Annotated in this window: 18 protein-coding genes; 9 read left to right on the top strand and 9 right to left on the bottom strand. The window is 69.6% G+C overall.

Annotated elements, in window-relative coordinates:
* Window positions 1-32: 32 nt before the first annotated feature.
* From pta to pyk, 3 genes are all read left to right on the top strand, one after another.
* Entirely contained in the window at window positions 33-2,126 is a 2,094-nt protein-coding gene (gene pta / locus ACIP2X_RS17425) for a phosphate acetyltransferase (protein WP_401673486.1), read from the top strand.
* Entirely contained in the window at window positions 2,123-3,331 is a 1,209-nt protein-coding gene (locus ACIP2X_RS17420) for an acetate kinase (RefSeq protein WP_401673484.1), read from the top strand. The genes pta and ACIP2X_RS17420 overlap by 4 nt, the downstream gene beginning before the upstream one ends.
* A gap of 73 nt (window positions 3,332-3,404) precedes the next feature.
* A complete protein-coding gene (gene pyk, locus ACIP2X_RS17415; protein WP_401673481.1) occupies window positions 3,405-4,832 on the top strand; it encodes a pyruvate kinase in 1,428 nt (475 codons plus the stop codon).
* Between the two features lie 91 nt (window positions 4,833-4,923).
* Here pyk and ACIP2X_RS17410 read toward each other — a convergent pair whose 3' ends face one another.
* The 4 genes from ACIP2X_RS17410 to ACIP2X_RS17395 all read right to left on the bottom strand — a co-directional run bounded on the left by ACIP2X_RS17410 (window position 4,924) and on the right by ACIP2X_RS17395 (window position 9,329).
* Window positions 4,924-6,303, bottom strand: coding sequence for a hypothetical protein (locus ACIP2X_RS17410; protein ID WP_401673479.1), 1,380 nt, complete (start codon window positions 6,301-6,303; stop codon window positions 4,924-4,926).
* Window positions 6,293-6,880, bottom strand: coding sequence for a DUF6114 domain-containing protein (locus tag ACIP2X_RS17405; RefSeq protein WP_401673476.1), 588 nt, complete (start codon window positions 6,878-6,880; stop codon window positions 6,293-6,295). The genes ACIP2X_RS17410 and ACIP2X_RS17405 overlap by 11 nt, the downstream gene beginning before the upstream one ends.
* A 187-nt stretch (window positions 6,881-7,067) precedes the next feature.
* The gene (locus ACIP2X_RS17400; protein WP_401673473.1) at window positions 7,068-7,709 is read right to left on the bottom strand and encodes a DUF6230 family protein; all 642 of its coding nucleotides are present in this window, start codon (window positions 7,707-7,709) and stop codon (window positions 7,068-7,070) included.
* A gap of 648 nt (window positions 7,710-8,357) precedes the next feature.
* Window positions 8,358-9,329 (bottom strand): tetratricopeptide repeat protein, encoded by a 972-nt coding sequence (locus ACIP2X_RS17395; protein ID WP_401673471.1) that lies wholly within the window; start codon window positions 9,327-9,329, stop codon window positions 8,358-8,360.
* A 271-nt stretch (window positions 9,330-9,600) separates the two neighbouring features.
* On the opposite strand from ACIP2X_RS17395, the gene ACIP2X_RS17390 reads away from it, so the two are divergent.
* Window positions 9,601-10,341, top strand: coding sequence for a TetR/AcrR family transcriptional regulator (locus tag ACIP2X_RS17390; protein ID WP_401673469.1), 741 nt, complete (start codon window positions 9,601-9,603; stop codon window positions 10,339-10,341).
* A gap of 39 nt (window positions 10,342-10,380) precedes the next feature.
* On the opposite strand, the gene ACIP2X_RS17385 is transcribed toward ACIP2X_RS17390, so the two are convergent.
* Entirely contained in the window at window positions 10,381-12,081 is a 1,701-nt protein-coding gene (locus ACIP2X_RS17385; RefSeq protein WP_401673467.1) for a methylmalonyl-CoA mutase, read from the bottom strand.
* A 95-nt stretch (window positions 12,082-12,176) separates the two neighbouring features.
* On the opposite strand from ACIP2X_RS17385, the gene ACIP2X_RS17380 reads away from it, so the two are divergent.
* Window positions 12,177-12,518, top strand: a complete 342-nt coding sequence (locus tag ACIP2X_RS17380; protein ID WP_401673465.1) for a DUF3817 domain-containing protein — start codon at window positions 12,177-12,179, stop codon at window positions 12,516-12,518.
* Window positions 12,519-12,554: 36 nt separating this feature from the next.
* On the opposite strand, the gene ACIP2X_RS17375 is transcribed toward ACIP2X_RS17380, so the two are convergent.
* The 4 genes from ACIP2X_RS17375 to ACIP2X_RS17360 form a co-directional block, all read right to left on the bottom strand.
* Entirely contained in the window at window positions 12,555-12,998 is a 444-nt protein-coding gene (locus ACIP2X_RS17375) for a hypothetical protein (RefSeq protein WP_401673462.1), read from the bottom strand.
* Between the two features lie 192 nt (window positions 12,999-13,190).
* Window positions 13,191-13,700: a MarR family winged helix-turn-helix transcriptional regulator gene (locus ACIP2X_RS17370; protein WP_401673460.1), complete on the bottom strand. Its 510-nt coding sequence runs from the start codon at window positions 13,698-13,700 to the stop codon at window positions 13,191-13,193.
* Window positions 13,701-13,805: 105 nt separating this feature from the next.
* The gene (locus tag ACIP2X_RS17365; RefSeq protein ID WP_401673458.1) at window positions 13,806-14,099 is read right to left on the bottom strand and encodes an MTH1187 family thiamine-binding protein; all 294 of its coding nucleotides are present in this window, start codon (window positions 14,097-14,099) and stop codon (window positions 13,806-13,808) included.
* The gene (locus ACIP2X_RS17360) at window positions 14,096-14,449 is read right to left on the bottom strand and encodes a DUF3817 domain-containing protein (RefSeq protein WP_401673456.1); all 354 of its coding nucleotides are present in this window, start codon (window positions 14,447-14,449) and stop codon (window positions 14,096-14,098) included. Before ACIP2X_RS17360 ends, ACIP2X_RS17365 begins: the two co-directional genes overlap by 4 nt.
* Before the next feature lie 206 nt (window positions 14,450-14,655).
* On the opposite strand from ACIP2X_RS17360, the gene ACIP2X_RS17355 reads away from it, so the two are divergent.
* The 4 genes from ACIP2X_RS17355 (at window position 14,656) to ACIP2X_RS17340 (ending at window position 17,306) form a co-directional block, all read left to right on the top strand.
* The gene (locus tag ACIP2X_RS17355) at window positions 14,656-15,288 is read left to right on the top strand and encodes an AIM24 family protein (protein ID WP_401674485.1); all 633 of its coding nucleotides are present in this window, start codon (window positions 14,656-14,658) and stop codon (window positions 15,286-15,288) included.
* Window position 15,289: 1 nt separating this feature from the next.
* The gene (locus ACIP2X_RS17350; RefSeq protein WP_401673453.1) at window positions 15,290-15,940 is read left to right on the top strand and encodes an AIM24 family protein; all 651 of its coding nucleotides are present in this window, start codon (window positions 15,290-15,292) and stop codon (window positions 15,938-15,940) included.
* Window positions 15,937-16,737: an AIM24 family protein gene (locus ACIP2X_RS17345; protein ID WP_401673450.1), complete on the top strand. Its 801-nt coding sequence runs from the start codon at window positions 15,937-15,939 to the stop codon at window positions 16,735-16,737. Before ACIP2X_RS17350 ends, ACIP2X_RS17345 begins: the two co-directional genes overlap by 4 nt.
* A gap of 92 nt (window positions 16,738-16,829) precedes the next feature.
* Window positions 16,830-17,306 (top strand): MarR family winged helix-turn-helix transcriptional regulator, encoded by a 477-nt coding sequence (locus tag ACIP2X_RS17340; RefSeq protein WP_401673447.1) that lies wholly within the window; start codon window positions 16,830-16,832, stop codon window positions 17,304-17,306.
* The last annotated feature ends 4 nt before the right edge of the window (window positions 17,307-17,310 follow it).

Raw genomic sequence — 17,310 nt, 5'->3', positions numbered from 1 at the left:
CGAACCCGATGCAGACGAAACGGAGAGCACGCGTGACGCGCAGCGTGTACGTGACCGGTATCGACCGCGGCGACGGCCGCCAGGTCGTCGAACTGGGGGTCATGGAGCTCCTGACCCGGCAGGTCGACCGGGTGGGCGTCTTCCGCCCCCTCGTCCACGACGGGCCCGACCGCCTCTTCGAGCTGCTGCGCGCCCGCTACCGGCTCGCGCAGGACCCGGCCACGGTCTACGGCATGGACTACCAGGAGGCCTCCACGCTGCAGGCCGAACGCGGCACCGACGAACTGGTCTCCACGCTCGTCGACCGCTTCCACCTGGTCGCGCGCGGCTACGACGTCGTCCTCGTCCTCGGCACCGACTACGCCGACACCCAGTTCCCGGACGAGCTGGCCCTCAACGCCCGGCTCGCCAACGAGTTCGGCGCGTCCGTGATCCCCGTGGTGGGCGGCCGCAAGCAGACCGCCGAGTCCGTGCTCGCCGAGACCCGCAACGCCTACCGGGCCTACGAGGGGCTCGGCTGCGACGTCCTGGCCATGGTCACCAACCGGGTCGCCCGGGAGGACCGCGACCGGATCGCCGACCGGCTCGCCACCCGCCTGCCCGTGCCCTGCTACGTCCTGCCCGACGAGCCCGCCCTGTCCGCCCCGACGGTCGCGCAGATCGCCCACGCCCTCGGTGCCAAGGTGCTGCTCGGCGACGAGTCGGGGCTGGCGCGCGACGCGCTCGGGTTCGTCTTCGGCGGAGCCATGCTGCCGAACTTCCTGGCCGCCCTGACCCCGGGCTGCCTGGTCGTCACCCCGGGGGACCGCGCCGACCTGGTCGTCGGCTCGCTCGCCGCGCACAGCGCGGGCACCCCGCCGATAGCCGGAGTCCTGCTCACCCTGAACGAGGTGCCGAGCGACGACGTCCTCACCCTCGCCGCCCGGCTCGCACCCGGCACCCCCGTCCTCTCGGTGTCCGGCAACAGCTTCCCCACCGCCGAACAGCTGTTCTCCCTGGAGGGCAAGCTGAACGCGGCCACCCCGCGCAAGGCGGAGACCGCGCTCGGCCTGTTCGAGCGCTTCGTCGAGACCGGCGACCTGCTCAAGCGGGTGAGCGCGCCGAGCAGCGACCGCGTGACGCCGATGATGTTCGAGCACAAGCTGCTGGAGCAGGCCCGCTCCGACCGCCGGCGGGTGGTGCTGCCGGAGGGCACCGAGGAGCGGGTGCTGCACGCCGCCGAGGTCCTGCTGCGCCGGGACGTGTGCGACCTGACCCTGCTCGGGCCCGTCGACCGGATCCGCAAGAAGGCCGCCGATCTCGGTATCGACCTCGGTGGGTGCCGGATCGTGGACCCCGCCACCAGCGAGCTGCGCGACACCTTCGCCCAGAAGTACGCCGCCCTGCGCGCCCACAAGGGCGTCACCGTGGAACTCGCGTACGACGTCGTCTCCGACGTCAACTACTTCGGCACGCTGATGGTCCAGGAGGGCCACGCCGACGGCATGGTCTCGGGCTCCGTGCACTCCACGGCGGCCACCATCCGCCCCGCCTTCGAGATCATCAAGACCAAGCCGGACGCCTCGATCGTCTCGTCCGTCTTCTTCATGTGCCTCGCCGACAAGGTGCTCGTCTACGGCGACTGCGCGGTCAACCCCGACCCGGGCGCCGAGCAGCTCGCCGACATCGCCGCCCAGTCGGCGTCCACGGCCGCCCAGTTCGGCGTGGAACCGCGGATCGCGATGCTCTCGTACTCCACCGGTACGTCGGGCTCGGGCGCGGACGTCGACAAGGTGCGCGAGGCCACCGAGCTCGTACGGCAGCGGCAGCCCCACCTCAAGATCGAGGGGCCGATCCAGTACGACGCCGCCGTCGAGCCGAGCGTCGCCGCCACCAAGCTGCCGGGCTCCGAAGTGGCCGGGCAGGCCAGCGTGCTGATCTTCCCCGACCTCAACACCGGCAACAACACCTACAAGGCCGTGCAGCGCTCGGCCGGCGCGATCGCCGTCGGGCCGGTGCTCCAGGGGCTGCGCAAGCCGGTCAACGACCTGTCCCGCGGCGCGCTCGTCCAGGACATCGTCAACACCGTCGCCATCACGGCGATCCAGGCCCAGTCTCCGACCTCCCAGAAGGCGTCCCAGCTGTGAGCGCGACCCGCGTCCTCGTCCTCAACTCCGGTTCCTCGTCCGTGAAGTACCAGTTGCTCGACATGAGCGACAGCAGCCGGCTGGCGGCGGGCCTCGTCGAGCGGATCGGCGAGCAGACCTCCCGGCTCAAGCACACCTGCCTGACCACCGGCGACACCCGCGAAAGGAGCGGGCCCATCGCCGACCACGAGGCCGCGCTCAAGGCGGTCGCCGAGGAACTCGGCCGGGACGGCATGGGCCTCGACTCCCCCGAACTCGCCGCGATCGGGCACCGGGTGGTGCACGGCGGGCTGTTCTTCACCGAGCCCACCGTCGTCGACGACGAGGTGCTCACCGAGATCGAGCGGCTGATCCCGGTCGCCCCGCTGCACAACCCGGCCAACCTCACGGGCATCCGCACCGCCCGGGCGCTGCGGCCCGACCTGCCCCAGGTCGCCGTCTTCGACACCGCCTTCCACACGACGATGCCGGAGGCGGCGGCGCGTTACGCCATCGACCCGAAGATCGCAGACCGGCACCGGATCCGCCGCTACGGCTTCCACGGCACCTCGCACGCCTACGTCTCCCGGGAGACCGCGCGCCTGCTGGGCAAGGACCCCTCCGAGGTCGACGTCATCGTGCTGCACCTGGGCAACGGCGCCTCCGCCTCGGCGGTCCGCAAGGGCCGGTGCGTGGACACCTCCATGGGGCTGACGCCTCTGGAGGGGCTCGTGATGGGTACCCGCTCTGGAGACCTGGACCCGGCCGTCATCTTCCATTTGGCGCGTGTCGGCGGAATGGACATGGACGAGATAGACAATCTCCTCAACAAGAGGAGCGGTCTGCTCGGCCTGTGCGGGGACAACGACATGCGGGAGATCCGGCGCCGGATCGACGAGGGCGACGAAGAGGCGGCACTCGCCTTCGACATTTACATTCACCGGCTGAAGAAGTACATCGGCGCCTATTACGCGGTGCTCGGCACGGTGGACGCGGTCGCCTTCACCGCGGGTGTCGGAGAGAACGCGGCACCGGTGCGTGAGGCGGCGATCGAGGGCCTGGAGGGGCTCGGCCTGGCGGTCGACCCGGAGCGCAACGCCGTGCGCGGCGACCACGCGCGGCTGATTTCGCCGGATTCCGCGCGCGTGGCGGTGGCCGTGGTACCCACGGACGAGGAACTGGAGATCGCGACACAGACCTACGCACTGGTCGGAAAGAACACCTGAGCATCAGCGCGCCCATTTGTATCTTCCGCCAGACGGAATATTCCGCGACGAAACAAACCGATAGGATCGCCCCATGCGCCGTTCGAAAATCGTCTGTACTCTCGGCCCCGCGGTCGACTCCCACGAGCAGCTCGTCGCGCTGATCGAGGCGGGCATGAACGTGGCCCGTTTCAACTTCAGCCACGGCACGCACGCCGACCACCAGGGGCGGTACGACCGCGTCCGTGCCGCCGCCAAGGAGACCGGCCGGGCCATCGGTGTCCTCGCCGACCTCCAGGGCCCGAAGATCCGCCTCGCGACCTTCGCCGAGGGACCGGTGGAGCTGGTGCGCGGTGACGAGTTCGTCATCACCGCCGAGGACGTCCCCGGCGACAAGGCGATCTGCGGCACCACCTACAAGGGCCTGCCCGGCGACGTCTCGCGCGGCGACCAGATCCTCATCAACGACGGCAACGTCGAACTGAAGGTGCTGGACGTCGAGGGCCCGCGGGTGCGGACGATCGTCATCGAGGGCGGCGTCATCTCCGACCACAAGGGCATCAACCTGCCCGGCGCGGCGGTGAACGTCCCGGCCCTGTCCGAGAAGGACGTCGAGGACCTCCGCTTCGCACTGCGCATGGGCTGCGACCTGGTCGCCCTCTCCTTCGTCCGGGACGCCAAGGACATCAACGACGTCCACAAGATCATGGACGAGGAGGGCCGGCGCGTCCCGGTCATCGCCAAGGTGGAGAAGCCGCAGGCGGTGGCCAACATGGAGGACGTCGTGATGGCGTTCGACGGTGTCATGGTCGCCCGTGGCGACCTGGCCGTCGAGTATCCGCTCGAGAAGGTCCCGATGGTGCAGAAGCGCCTGATCGAGCTGTGCCGGCGCAACGCCAAGCCGGTGATCGTGGCGACCCAGATGATGGAGTCGATGATCACCAACTCCCGCCCGACCCGCGCCGAGGCCTCCGACGTGGCCAACGCGATCCTGGACGGCGCGGACGCGGTCATGCTGTCGGCGGAGTCCTCGGTCGGCGCCTACCCCATCGAGACCGTCAAGACGATGTCGAAGATCGTCCAGGCCGCCGAGGGGGAGCTGCTCTCCAAGGGCCTCCAGCCGCTGGTGCCCGGCAAGAAGCCGCGCACGCAGGGCGGTTCGGTGGCCCGCGCGGCCGCCGAGATCGCCGACTTCCTCGGCGGCAAGGGCCTGGTGGCCTTCACCAAGTCCGGTGACACGGCCCGCCGTCTGAGCCGCTACCGCGCGAGCCAGCCGATCATCGCGTACACGACGGACGAGTCCACCCGCAACCAGCTGTCGCTCAGCTGGGGCGTGGAGTCCCACGTGGTGCCGTTCGTGAACAGCACGGACGAGATGGTCGACCTGGTCGACCAGGAGATCGCGAAGCTCAGCCGCTTCAACCCCGGCGACATCGTCATCATCACGGCGGGCTCGCCCCCCGGCGTCCCGGGCACGACGAACATGGTCCGCGTCCACCACCTGGGCGGCGCGACCGACTGAGTCCGTGGCGGACTGTGGCCCGGTACCCGCGAGGCGGGTACCGGGCCACAGTTCTTCTGCGGCTCCCGGAAGGGTTCGTGGGCCGGGCGGCTCAGTCGGTGATGTACGACGAGAGGCCCGGCACGTGCAGGGTGCCGCCGAACTGGCCGGCCTGCTGGACCTTCACGTTGGTGAAGTAGATCAGCGGGATGTTCAGCGGCGGCGGGTTGTCCGGGCTGAAGGTGATCGGGATCAGGCCGAAGAGGTTGCCGGAGATCTTCTCGGTGTACATCACCGTGTCCCCGTCGGTGATGGTGGACATGGAGCCCTTGTCGGCCTGGACGTGGTACGTCTTGCCCGACTGCTCGTCCTTCACCGTCTGGTGCAGGTCGCCGATGTCCGTGCCGTCGGATATGACGTACTTCAGGACTTCCTTGACGTTGCCGGACGCGGTCTTGACCTTCACGATGCCCTGGTAGTCGGCGCCCTTGAGCTTCAGCGAACTGGCGTCCAGGAACCAGGGGTCGTCGGGCAGCAGGATCTCGTTGTCTATCCCGCCCTCGACATCCGTGGCGAGCGGGCAGTCGTCCGGGTCGACGGTGGCGGTCACGGAGGGGCTGGGGGTCGGCGAGGCGGTGGCCTCGTCCGCCGCTTCCTCGGCCTCCTTTGCCGGGTCCGACGCCGCGTCGGTGGGCTCGTCGGCGCTGTCCCCGGCCGGGTCGGCGTCCTTCCCCGAGTCGTCCGTGTCCTTGCCGGAGTCGCCGGAGTCGTCCGCGGTGCCGGAGTCGCCGGAGGTGCCGTCCTCCTCGGACGTGCCGGTCCCGGCACCCGAGGACGGCGTCGGCGTCGGCGACGGCTTGGGGGCGGTCTCGCCCTCCTCGCCCTTGCCGAGCCCGGTGATGCCGTCGACGACGCCCGTGATCGTGTCGCCGATGGCGCCCAGCACGCCGCCGTCACCGCTCTCGGACGCACTCGGCGCGGGCTCCGCGTCCTGCGGCTGCGCGTCCTTGTCCGCCGAGGCCGACGGGGACGGCGCGGGCTCGGCCTCGTCGTCGGAACCTGAATCCGACGAAGAGCCGTCACCCGAACCGCTGTTGTCCGTGGCCTCGTCACCCGAGGTGTCCGAAGTCTGCGGCGACTGCGGCGAGCCGGTCGCCGAGGCCGACGGGCTCGGCTTCTCGGACTCGGTCTCGCTCGCCGAGGCGGACGGCGACGGCGAGGCGCCGTCGGTCTCCTTGAGGAGCTCGACGCAGTCCTCGTACTCCTCGGCCGTCAGGCTCTGCGGAGTCGGCCGGTCGTCGGCGAGCGCCAGCTTCGGCGTGAGGCCCATGCCCAGGAGGATCGCGGTGGGCATCGCCGCCACGGCTATCGCGCGTCCGGCCGGGACCTGGAATCTGGTGAACAGCGGCTTCCTGGGGGCGGCGTGACGCGGCCCCGTCCTTGCCGGTTGCGGGGCCGCAGAGCTTTCGCCCCGGACCTCGTCAGCCGACACGGTGCGCCCCCTTCGGCTCCTCTGCCCGGAAGCCGTCGGCGGTGCCGTACGGAGGGTGCGGCTCGGCCGGCTCGACGGGGGTGCCCCCCGTGGTGTCCGGGGCGGAGCCGGGGGCGTCGTCGCCGCCGTCGCCGTCCGGGGCCTGGTCGGCGTCCCGGCGGGCGGCGTCCTCGGCCTCCGGCTTGCCCGGCGCCCAGGACAGCGCGAGCGCGCCGCCGAGCATGGCCAGCAGGAAACCGATCAGGAAGCCGCCGATGTTGGAGACCACCAGGGACACCAGCGCCAGGAGGATCGCCGCGACTCCGGCGAAGAAGCGGGTGGCCTGCTGGAACCACATGGTCAGGCCCAGCGTGATGAGCAGCACGCCGATGATCAGTGAGCCGGCACCCGCGGTGGTCGCCATCGCGAGCGACATGGTGCCCAACTTGAGGGTGGCGTACGGGAAATAGGCGATCGGCACCCCGCCGAGCAGGGTGAACAGTCCCGCCCAGAACGGCCGGGTGCCCCGCCAGTCACGGAATCGCAGACGCAACCGGGCGAATGTCCCGGCGCTCTGGTCCGGAGTCTCGGCACTCATGGAAAACAGCTCCCTGGGTCCGGTGGAAGTTCGTACCGGCTCGGCCGTAGGCGTGAAGAAGCCGGAAGTGTGGGTCGGTGAGGGTGCCGACGCTCGGACGGGCCGGGCCGGCGGGGCGGAGAAGCGACGGCTCCCCCGCCCCCGGGGGCAGTTCAGCTACCCCGATACACCCCGGTGACGGGAGCCGTCAGTAGCACTCCATCTTGGGGTCCGCGCCGAGACGCATCGACAGACCGCTGAGCTTGAACGTGCCGGCCGAGGTCGCCCACGCCGTCTGCTCGACGCCGTAGAGGTCGGCCGACTCCGCCTGCTGGGCGAAGCCGCCCGGCAGGGTGGTGGCTCCGTCCTTGTTGGCGGGCCCGCGCGTCTTGTCCTTGACCGCAACACCGATGTCGATGTTCTTGAACTCCGCATCGGCGTCCAGCTGCGCGACGTCGATGTAGAGGTTCTCGGCCTCGACCGGCTTCTTCGGGTTGTTGCCGGCCTCGAGACGGAGGTAGATCGATCCCACGAAGGGGATGTCCGTCTTGACCGACTGGCACATCTTGGTGATCGTCGCCGTGTCGAACGACGAGATCGCGACCGGGACCCTCTTCTTCTCCTTGCCCTCAGTCGACGTGTAGACGCTGTCTATACCGCCGTACTGGGCAAAGCCCTCACCGTGCAGGTGAGAGGCCTTCACCTTGAACTGCTGGCCGGAGACGCTGAAGGACGCGGCCAGCGCACCCTGCGCCAGACCGACACCCACACATGCCGCGGCGGCGACGCTGGGCACCATGACCACAGCGAACCGCTTCCATCTGGTCCCACCACGCACTTGGGACTCCATATTTCCTCCTTCTCGGACGTACATCTCCTGGCCCGACTCGCCCCCGAAGGCGGCTGTACCGGACAGGGATGGGAGAAGTGCTACGTCCTCGGGAAGGAGAGCGCCCGCACTCGGCGGCGCACAACGGCGCCCGAATCACCGGCGATCACCCCCGAGCGACAACCACTGGTCGCGCCTGACACGCATCACGCACAACCTTGCTGGACAGGCTTCACCGGGTGGGCGAAGACCCCCCTGCCCAAGAGCCGGCGCCAGGGGCGTCGGCTCTGCTCGGTGGGGACCCAGGAAGTCCCGCGGCCCGATTGGATGTCGGGGTACGGGAATGGACCGAGCGTCGCCGATCGTGGTGCATTCTCGCCGCCCGCACAAGGGGGTTCGTTACTCGCTAGTAACGGCCGGATAACCGAACAACGACCAGCCGGACTCGGTCAGCGACTCTGGGTGCCATCCAAGGGCAGGACAAAACTATTGATCGCTGGACAGAATCCGACAGATCAATGCCCATGACTTACTCGCAGTAACAGCGGCCGCGATTACCAAGATTTGGTAAAGCGCGGCCGCCTCGACGCCCCCGTCGGACACGTCCTCACTCAGGGCTCACACGCCCAGACGTTCAGCGACCGGCTGCGCAGCGTGCCCCGACGCCGGTCAGAACAGCGCGCGTGCGAGCGCCCGGCGAGCCGCCGTCACCCGCTGATCGTCCGCTCCGACCACCTCGAACAGCTCCAGCAACCGCCGCCGTACGGCGTCCCGGTCGTCGCCCGCCGTGCGGCGCACGGCGTCGATGAGCCGCCCGAAGGCGTCCTCGACATGACCGCCCACCAGCTCCAGGTCGGCGGCCACGATCTGGGCCTGCGCGTCGGCCGGCCGGTCGGCCGCCTCCTTGCGCACCGCCTGGACGTCCAGCCCCTGCACCCGCTGGAGCAACTCCGCCTGCGCGAGACCCAGTTTGGCCTCGGGGTGGCCGGGGTCGTCGGCGAGCACGTTCTTGTACGCCTGGACCGCCCCGGCCAGGTCGCCCGCGTCCAACGCCTGCGCGGCCGCGTTCAGTACGGCGTCGTAGGGTCCGACGGGGGCCTCCGCCGGCGCCTGGCCGCCCGGCCGCGCCTCCGGGTCGACCGTCAGGCCGGTCAGTCCGAAGCGCTGCTCGGCGACGGTGACCAACTGGTCGAGGGTCTCCCGGATCTGCGCCTCGGCGGCGGCACCCTGGAAGAGCGGCAGCGCCTGGCCCGCGACGACCGCGAAGACCGCCGGGATCCCCTGGATCCCGAACTGCTGCATCAGCATCTGGTTGGCGTCGACATCGATCTTGGCGAGGACGAAGCGCCCGTTGTACTCGACGGCGAGCCGCTCCAGCACCGGGCTGAGCTGCTTGCAGGGCTCGCACCACTCGGCCCAGAAGTCGATGACGACCGGGACCTCGGTGGAGCGCTGCAGGACGTCGCGCTCGAATCCGGCCTCATCGACGTCGATGACGAGGTCGGCCGGGGAGACGGCCCCGCCGCCGCCCTCGCGCGCCGCTGCGGCGCGCGCCTGCTCGGCCTTCGCCTTGGCCTCCTGGGCCGCCTTGACCGCGGCGAGGTCGACGACGCCGCTCATGGACATGTTCCGTGGCTGCATGCGTCTATCCTCCCCCGTTCCCCGGGCGTCTGTGAAAAAGCGCCCTCGAAGCCGTGCGTGCGTTCGGCGCCGGGTCCCCACCCCACGCCCGTGGTCGTCGCTCGCATACGTGACAAATACTCCCGTACCGTACGGAAGAACTGGTCGGTCACGTGCTTTCGCTACGAGTCGTAGCGTAACGGCAGGACGGGACCTCGGGACACCCTGCCTTGGTGATCTCCCTCACTGCCACGCGAATCTCGCCAGATCCTGTCCCGGATAGGGTCGAAGGATGCAGAGCCGCACCCCCGCCGGCCGCACGGGTCGCCCGCGCAGCGCCGCCGCCGACACCGCCATCCTGGCCGCGACCCGGGCGGCCCTGGTGGAACTCGGCTGGTCCAAGCTCACCTTGGGAGACGTGGCGGCCCGGGCGGGGGTGGCGAAGACGACGCTCTACCGCCGCTGGGCGGGCAAGAACGAACTGGTCGTCGACGCGGTGGCGGAACTCTTCGACGAACTGCGCCTGCCCGACCGCGGCACCCTGGCGGGCGACGTCGAGGGCGTGGTCGCGCAGTTCGCCGCCATCCTGGCCCGCCCCGAGGCCAGGAGCGGCCTGATGGCGGTGGTGGCCGAGTCCACGCGGGACGAGGCGCTGCGCGAGCGCATCCGCGGGTCGATCGTGGAACGCCAGAAGCGGCTGGTCGTGGAGGGCCGGGCACGCGCCCAGCGCCGCGGGGAGCTGCCGCCGGAGACCGACCCCGGGGAGTCCGCCCGCACGGTCGACCTCATCTTCGACATGGTGGCGGGCTCGGTCGTGCACCGCTCGCTGGTGAGCGCGGAGCCGGTGGACGAGGAGTGGGTGCGGGGTCTGACGCGGGTGCTGCTGCTGGGGCTGGCGGGCGCGGCGGCGGCCGATACGGGGCAACGCGAAGGCCCCGTACGGGAAGGGGAGGACGGGAAAGGGCAAGGCGGGAAAGGGCAAGGCGGGAAAGGGCAAGGCGGGAAAGGGCAAGGCGACGCGGACGCCACGTGACGCCCCGTGGCACCGGTGTCGCCCTCGCCCCTGCCGGTTCTAGAAGCCCGCGGGCTCCGTGTACACGCCCCACTCGTCGCGCAGGGCGTCGCAGATCTCCCCGAGGGTGGCTTCCGCCCGCACCGCCGTGAGCATCGGCTCGATCATGTTGGAGCCGTCGCGCGCGGCCTCCAGCATCGCGCCGAGCGCCGCGCGGACGGCCGCCTCGTCGCGGCCCGTGCGGCGGTCGGACAGGGCGCGCACCTGCTCGCGCTCCACCTCGTGGCTGACCCGCAGGATCTCCAGGTCGCCGGTGACGGAGCCGGTGTGGGCGTTGACGCCGACGACCCGCTTGTCGCCCTTCTCCAGGGACTGCTGGTAGCGGAACGCGGACTCGGCGATCTCGCCGGTGAACCAGCCGTCCTCGATACCGCGCAGGATGCCGGAGGTGATCGGGCCGATGGGGTGCTTCCCGTCGGGGTGCGCCCGCAGGCCGCGCTCCTTGATCTGGTCGAAGATCTTCTCCGCGTCGGCCTCGATCCGGTCGGTCAGCTGCTCCACGAACCACGAACCGCCCAGCGGGTCGGCGACGTTGGCGACGCCGGTCTCCTCCATCAGCACCTGCTGCGTGCGCAGCGCGATCTCGGCCGCCTGCTCGCTCGGCAGCGCCAGGGTCTCGTCGAGCGCGTTGGTGTGCAGCGAGTTGGTGCCGCCGAGGACCGCGGCGAGGGCCTCCACCGCCGTGCGGACGACGTTGTTGTACGGCTGCTGGGCGGTCAGCGAGACACCGGCGGTCTGGGTGTGGAAGCGCAGCCACTGGGCCTTGTCGGAGGTGGCGCCGTAGACGTCCCGCATCCAGCGGGCCCAGATGCGGCGCGCGGCGCGGAACTTGGCGATCTCCTCGAAGAAGTCGAGGTGCGCGTCGAAGAAGAAGGAGAGGCCGGGGGCGAAGACGTCCACGTCCAGGCCGCGGCTGAGTCCCAGCTCGACGTATCCGAAGCCGTCCGCGAGCGTGTACGCCAGCTCCTGCGCGGCCGTCGCCCCGGCCTCGCGGATGTGGTAGCCGGAGACGGACAGGGGCTTGTAGGCGGGGATGCGCGTCGCGCAGTACTCCATCAGGTCGCCGATCAGACGGAGATGCGGCTCGGGCTGGAAGAGCCACTCCTTCTGGGCGATGTACTCCTTGAAGATGTCCGTCTGAAGCGTGCCGTTCAGGACGGCGGGGTCGACGCCCTGGCGCTCCGCGGCGACCAGGTACATGCAGAAGACCGGGACGGCCGGGCCGCTGATCGTCATCGACGTCGTGACGTCGCCGAGCGGGATGTCACGGAAGAGGACGTCCATGTCGGCGGCCGAGTCGACGGCCACACCGCAGTGGCCGACCTCGCCGAGCGAGCGCGGGTCGTCGGAGTCGCGGCCCATCAGGGTCGGCATGTCGAACGCCACCGAGAGGCCGCCGCCGCCCGCGGCGAGGATCATCTTGTAGCGCTCGTTGGTCTGCTCGGCGTTGCCGAAGCCGGCGAACTGCCGGATCGTCCAGGTACGCCCCCGGTAGCCGGTCGGATACAGGCCGCGCGTGAACGGGTACTCCCCCGGCCAGCCGATCCGCTCGAAGCCCTCGTACGCGTCCCCGGGCCGGGGGCCGTACACCGGCTCCACAGGATCGCCGGAAAGCGTGGTGAAGTCCGCGTCGCGCTTCCGCGCCGCGTCGTACCGTGCCTGCCAGCGTCGGCGGCCCTCTTCGATGGCGTCAGCGTCCATACCTTCGAATTTACTAGGACGTCCTAATAAAAGACAGTGCTGCAGCTCAGGACGCGCCGACAGAGGGCCTCGGGGCACCCGATACCCTCGTCGCCATGAAGAAGAGCGTCCTGACCCGATACCGGGTGATGGCCTACGTCACCGCCGTCCTGCTGATCCTGCTGACGGTGGGCGTGATCGGAAAGCGTCTGCTGGAACTGGACGGGTTCGGCGGCTTCGTCACCGTCGTCGGCATCGCCCACGGCTGGCTGTACGTGCTCTACCTGATCTTCGCCTTCGACCTCGGCAACAAGGCCAAGATGCCGGTGGGGCGGCTCCTGTGGGTCCTGCTCGCCGGCACCGTTCCTACCGCGGCCTTCTTCGTCGAGCGCCGGGTGAGCCGGGAGGTCGAACCGCTCCTGGAGAGGGACGCCGACCCCAGCCCTGCCGCGGCCTGACCCCGAAGCCGGCGCCCGGACCGCGGCAGCCGCATCTCATCGAGTGATGTAGTGGCACTGCACGGCGCGCAGTTTGCCGTTCACGTAGAACTTGGCGCACGCCTTGCCGTACTTCGGCAGCGTCTGCGGTGCCGCGTTTCGCAACGGATCACCATTGCACTCCGTGTGCGTCCCGCCTCTCGAGGTGCGGTACGTCCTGTTGTCGGTGTCCGCGTAGGAGAAGTCGATCCTCCAGTTGCAGAACTTCGTGAAGGTCACCGCCAGGCCCGCACAGTCCGCGCCCGCGAACTGCGACGTGATCCGCTTGCCGGAGCCCTTGATGGTGTGACTGAGGAAGCAGCCGGTGGGGACCCTGACCCCGGCGCCCCTCAGGTCGTAGTCGAAACTTCCGATCGCGGTGCTCCCCGTGGCACTCGCATGGGCCGGACCCGCCGTACCGAGGGCAGCCGCGGCGGACAACGCCGCCGCTGCCACAGCCACCGTCGCGGTGCGAACGTGATTTCGAATGCCCACCTGGGTACCTCTCTGCGCTGCCGGTGAATCCGGACTTCGATCATCAAATGATGGTCGGCACACATGATCGCAGCGGGGCGGAGCACTCAGGCCCGAAAAGGGCTGATCCCGGCAGAAACCACCGTCAAGCGGTAGATCTGCGCTCACCGTTGACGACGGTCAGTCTTCCTCGAAGTCGCTCGCCGAGACGCGCAGAGGGCGGAGCATGGCGAAGATCTCGGCGCATTCCTCGGCGTCGTACGCGCTCAGGCCGAAGTCCATCGCCATCAGGTCGCGGGTGGCCGACTCGACCACCTCGCGGCCCTTCTCGGTGATGACGGCGAGGGTGCCGCGGCCGTCGTTGGGGTTGGGGCGCTTGGCCACCAGGCCGGACCTCACCAGTCGGTCGACGGTGTTCGTGACGGACGTGGGGTGGACCATCAGCCGCTCGCCGATCTTGGACATCGGCAGTTCGCCGGCCTTGGAGAAGGTGAGCAGCACCAGCGCCTCGTAGCGCGCGAACGTCAGGCCGTACGGCTTGACCACCGCGTCGACCTCGGCCAGCAGGATCTGGTGCGCTCGCATGATCGAGGTGATCGCGGCCATGGACGGCACGCTGCCCCAGCGCTGCTTCCAGAGTTCGTCGGCGCGGGCGATGGGGTCGAAGGGAAGGCTGAGCGGCTTCGGCACGTCACCAGACCTTACCCGCCGGTCATATCGTGGTCAGCCCCGTCTCGCGTTTCGGTACGCGCACGAGGACCCCGGCCACCGGGCCGGGGTCCTCGGCGGCCGCGGTCACGGTGCCAGGTGGCGTTCCACCGTCTCGACCTTGGAGGTCAGGGCGTCCGTCACACCAGGGCGGATGTCCGCCTTGAGGACCAGGGACACCCGTGGCGCCCGCGCCTCGACGGCGGCCACCGCCCGCCGGACGACGTCCATGACCTCGTCCCACTCGCCCTCGACGGACGTGAACATCGCGTCCGTGCGGTTCGGCAGGCCGGACTCGCGGACCACCCGGACGGCGTCGGCGACGTACTCCCCGACGTCCTCGCCGACACCCAGGGGCGTCACGGAGAAGGCGACGATCATGCGCTCACCACTCCTTCCGTACGGGCCTTACGGGCGCGCTCCGCGATCACCGCGTCCTCGGCCTCGCGGCGCAGCCTGCGCTCGGCGAAGAAGCCACCGGTGGGGAGCACGGAGAGGACGAAGTAGAGGGCGCCGGTGCCGAAGCTCCACCGCGCGCGGTTCCAGGCGTCCGCCCAGAAGATCACGTACAGGACGAACAGGACGCCGTGGACCGCGCCCATCACGGGGACCGCGTTGAACTCCGTGGTCCGCTTGAGCACCGAGCAGACGAGCAGGATCAGGAAGGACACGGCCTCCGGGGCCGAGACCAGGCGGAGGCGGCGGAGGGCGGTGGCTGTCTTGAGATCCACGGGTCACCTTCGGTGGGAGATTCGCTGACGACGAGGCGTGCCGCTTTGTGAACGGAGGCACAAACGCTCCGCCATTGTGGCAAACGACCGGGCGTGCGAGGGGCTCGGGGTCCCGGTCCGGCCCCCTAGGGGCCCGCTCCGGGTTCCTCTCGGGAAACTGACCCTGTCGGCGGAGCCAATCGGCCGATACCTTCACATCCGTGGCGATGTTCCGACTTCAAGGCAGCAAGGTGCTCGCCGTCGACATGACCGGGGACGCCGTGAAGGCGAAGAACGGCTCGATGGTCGCGTACGACGGGCAGATGGCCTTCAAGAAGCTGAGCGGCGGCGGTGAGGGCATACGGGGGATGGTGACCCGGCGCATCACCGGAGAGCAGATGACCCTGATGGAGGTGAAGGGGCAGGGGACGTGCTGGTTCGCGGACCGGGCCTCGGAGATCAACCTGGTGAGTCTCCAGGGCGACAAGCTGTACGTGGAGTCGAGCAATCTGCTCGCGACCGACGGCGGGCTGCGGACCGGCACGTCCTTCACGGGGCTGCGTGGCGCCTCGCAGGGCAACGGGCTGTTCACGACGACCGTCGAGGGGCACGGCCAGGCGGCGATCATGTCGGACGGGCCGGCGGTGGTGCTGCGGGTGAGCGCGCAGTACCCGCTGACCGTGGACCCGGGGGCGTACGTCGCCCACCAGGGCGATCTGCGGCAGTCCTTCCAGTCCGGCGTGACCTTCCGCACGTTGCTCGGCGAGGGCGGGGGCGAGGCGTTCCAGATGCGGTTCGAGGGGGACGGACTGGTGTACGTCCAGCCCAGTGAGCGGAACACGATCGCGGGGGATGTGTGACATGGGCTTCCGCGAGGTCAATTCGAAGATGGTCGAGGCGACCGTCGTGCCGGGCGGGCGGCTGTTCAGCCAGCGCGGCGCCATGCTCGCCTACAAGGGCGAGGTGTCCTTCACGCCCAACACGATCGGCGGCCAGGGCGGCATCATGTCGATGATCGGGCGCCGGGTGGCGAACGAGGACACCCCGCTCATGACCGTCGAGGGCAGCGGCACCGTGCTGTTCGGGCACGGCGGGCATCACGTCCAGGTGATCACCCTCGCCGGGGACACCCTCTGCGTCGAGGCGGACCGGCTGCTCGCCTTCGAGGGCAGCCTCCAGCAGGGCACGATGTTCCTGGGCTCCCAGGGCGGGGTCATGGGGATGGTGCGCGGGCAGGTCAGCGGTCAGGGTCTGTTCACGACCACGCTCAAGGGGCACGGGGCGGTGGCCGTGATGGCCCACGGCGGGATCTTCGAGATCCCGATCAGCCCGCAGCGTCCGGTCCACGTCGACCCCCAGGCCTACGTCGCCCACCACGGCGACGTGCGCAACAAGCTCTCGACCGCGCTGGGCTGGCGGGACATGGTGGGGCGCGGCTCCGGCGAGGCGTTCCAGCTGGAGCTGAGCGGCAACGGCGCGGTGTACGTCCAGGCCTCGGAGGAGAAGCTGTGACCTACGGAACTCCGGGCGCGGGACCCGTCGTGCACGACCCGGCGACGCTGCCCGCCGACGACAGCGTGAACGCGTACACCTTCTGCGTGGAGCTGAAGGGGAGCCAGTGGTTCCTGCAGAAGGGGAAGATGATCGCCTACTACGGCTCGATCGACTTCAACGGCGTCGGGCACGGGCGATTGGACCGTCTTGTCCGTACGTCGTTCCATTCGCCACTGCACGCCGCGGACTGGGTCGTGGCGGAGGGCTCGGGCAAGATGCTCCTCGCCGACCGGGCCTTCGACGTGAATTCCTTCGATCTGGAGGACGGCAACCTGACCATTCGCTCGGGCAACCTGCTCGCTTTTCAGCCAACTCTCGCGCTGAAGCAGTCGATCGTGCCGGGCTTTCTCACCCTCATCGGAACCGGAAAGTTCGTGGCCGCATCTAACGGTCCGGTGGTGTTCATGGAGCCGCCGATCCGGGTGGACCCGCAAGCGCTTGTCGGCTGGGCCGACTGCCCCTCGCCGTGCCACCACTACGACCATGGCTACATGACGGGCGTAATGGGCGGTCTACGTGCGATGACAGGCCTCGGCGGGGCCTCCGGGGAGGAGCATCAGTTCGAGTTCGTGGGAGCCGGTACGGTCCTGCTCCAGTCGACCGAGACCCTGATGGCCGAGCAGGCCACGGGGACGGTCCCGCACCAGGCCGGCGTGCCCGGTGGTGGCGGGGTGACCGGAGGGCACGGGGGGCAAGCCGGCGCACCGCGCCTTCCCGGACAGCTGGGGGACCTCCAGCGTCGCTTCGGGCTGTGAGCGGTAGTCTGCGGAGTGTGACGTCGAACGCGTGCGCACTGTCACACCACCCTCAGTAGTTCACATTTCAACCTCTTAGGTAGACTTCATTCATGGAGACCGAGACGGCCACGCGCTGGCTGACCGATGCGGAGCAGTGTGCCTGGCGCACCCACCTGGAGGTCAACAGGCTGTTGACGTACCAGCTCGAAAAGGACCTGCAGCCGTTCGGCCTGACGATGAACGACTACGAGATCCTCGTGAATCTCTCCGAGTCGGACGATTTGCGGATGCGGATGAGCGATCTCGCCTCCGCCACCATGCAGTCCAAGAGCCGCCTCTCGCACCAGATCACCCGCATGGAGAACGCCGACCTGGTGCGGCGCGAGAACTGCGAGTCCGACCGGCGGGGGCTGTACGCGGTGCTGACCGAGCACGGCATGGAGACGATGCAGAAGGTCGCGCCCCACCACGTCTCGTCCGTGCGGCGGCACTTCATCGACCTGCTGCCCTCCGATTCCCTCACCGAACTCGACAAGGCCCTGAAGCCCATCGCGGACCACCTGCGGGGGCAGCGCGGCAGGCCCTGACCCT

This window comes from Streptomyces sp. NPDC089424 (assembly GCF_044749345.1).
Classification (GTDB): Bacteria; Actinomycetota; Actinomycetes; order Streptomycetales; family Streptomycetaceae; genus Streptomyces.
Note: the sequence above shows the minus strand (reverse complement) of the source record. Positions and strands in the feature narration are given on the sequence as shown.

Bases quoted from the DNA above. Each gene is read 5' to 3' on its own strand.
- pyk (WP_401673481.1), top strand. From the start codon at position 3,405: ATGCGCCGTTCGAAAATCGTCTGTACTCTCGGCCCCGCGGTCGACTCC.
- ACIP2X_RS17405 (WP_401673476.1), bottom strand. From the start codon at position 6,880: ATGAGTGCCGAGACTCCGGACCAGAGCGCCGGGACATTCGCCCGGTTG.
- ACIP2X_RS17400 (WP_401673473.1), bottom strand. From the start codon at position 7,709: ATGGAGTCCCAAGTGCGTGGTGGGACCAGATGGAAGCGGTTCGCTGTG.
- ACIP2X_RS17395 (WP_401673471.1), bottom strand. From the start codon at position 9,329: ATGCAGCCACGGAACATGTCCATGAGCGGCGTCGTCGACCTCGCCGCG.
- ACIP2X_RS17390 (WP_401673469.1), top strand. From the start codon at position 9,601: ATGCAGAGCCGCACCCCCGCCGGCCGCACGGGTCGCCCGCGCAGCGCC.
- ACIP2X_RS17385 (WP_401673467.1), bottom strand. From the start codon at position 12,081: ATGGACGCTGACGCCATCGAAGAGGGCCGCCGACGCTGGCAGGCACGG.
- ACIP2X_RS17380 (WP_401673465.1), top strand. From the start codon at position 12,177: ATGAAGAAGAGCGTCCTGACCCGATACCGGGTGATGGCCTACGTCACC.
- ACIP2X_RS17365 (WP_401673458.1), bottom strand. From the start codon at position 14,099: ATGATCGTCGCCTTCTCCGTGACGCCCCTGGGTGTCGGCGAGGACGTC.
- ACIP2X_RS17355 (WP_401674485.1), top strand. From the start codon at position 14,656: ATGTTCCGACTTCAAGGCAGCAAGGTGCTCGCCGTCGACATGACCGGG.
- ACIP2X_RS17350 (WP_401673453.1), top strand. From the start codon at position 15,290: ATGGGCTTCCGCGAGGTCAATTCGAAGATGGTCGAGGCGACCGTCGTG.
- ACIP2X_RS17340 (WP_401673447.1), top strand. From the start codon at position 16,830: ATGGAGACCGAGACGGCCACGCGCTGGCTGACCGATGCGGAGCAGTGT.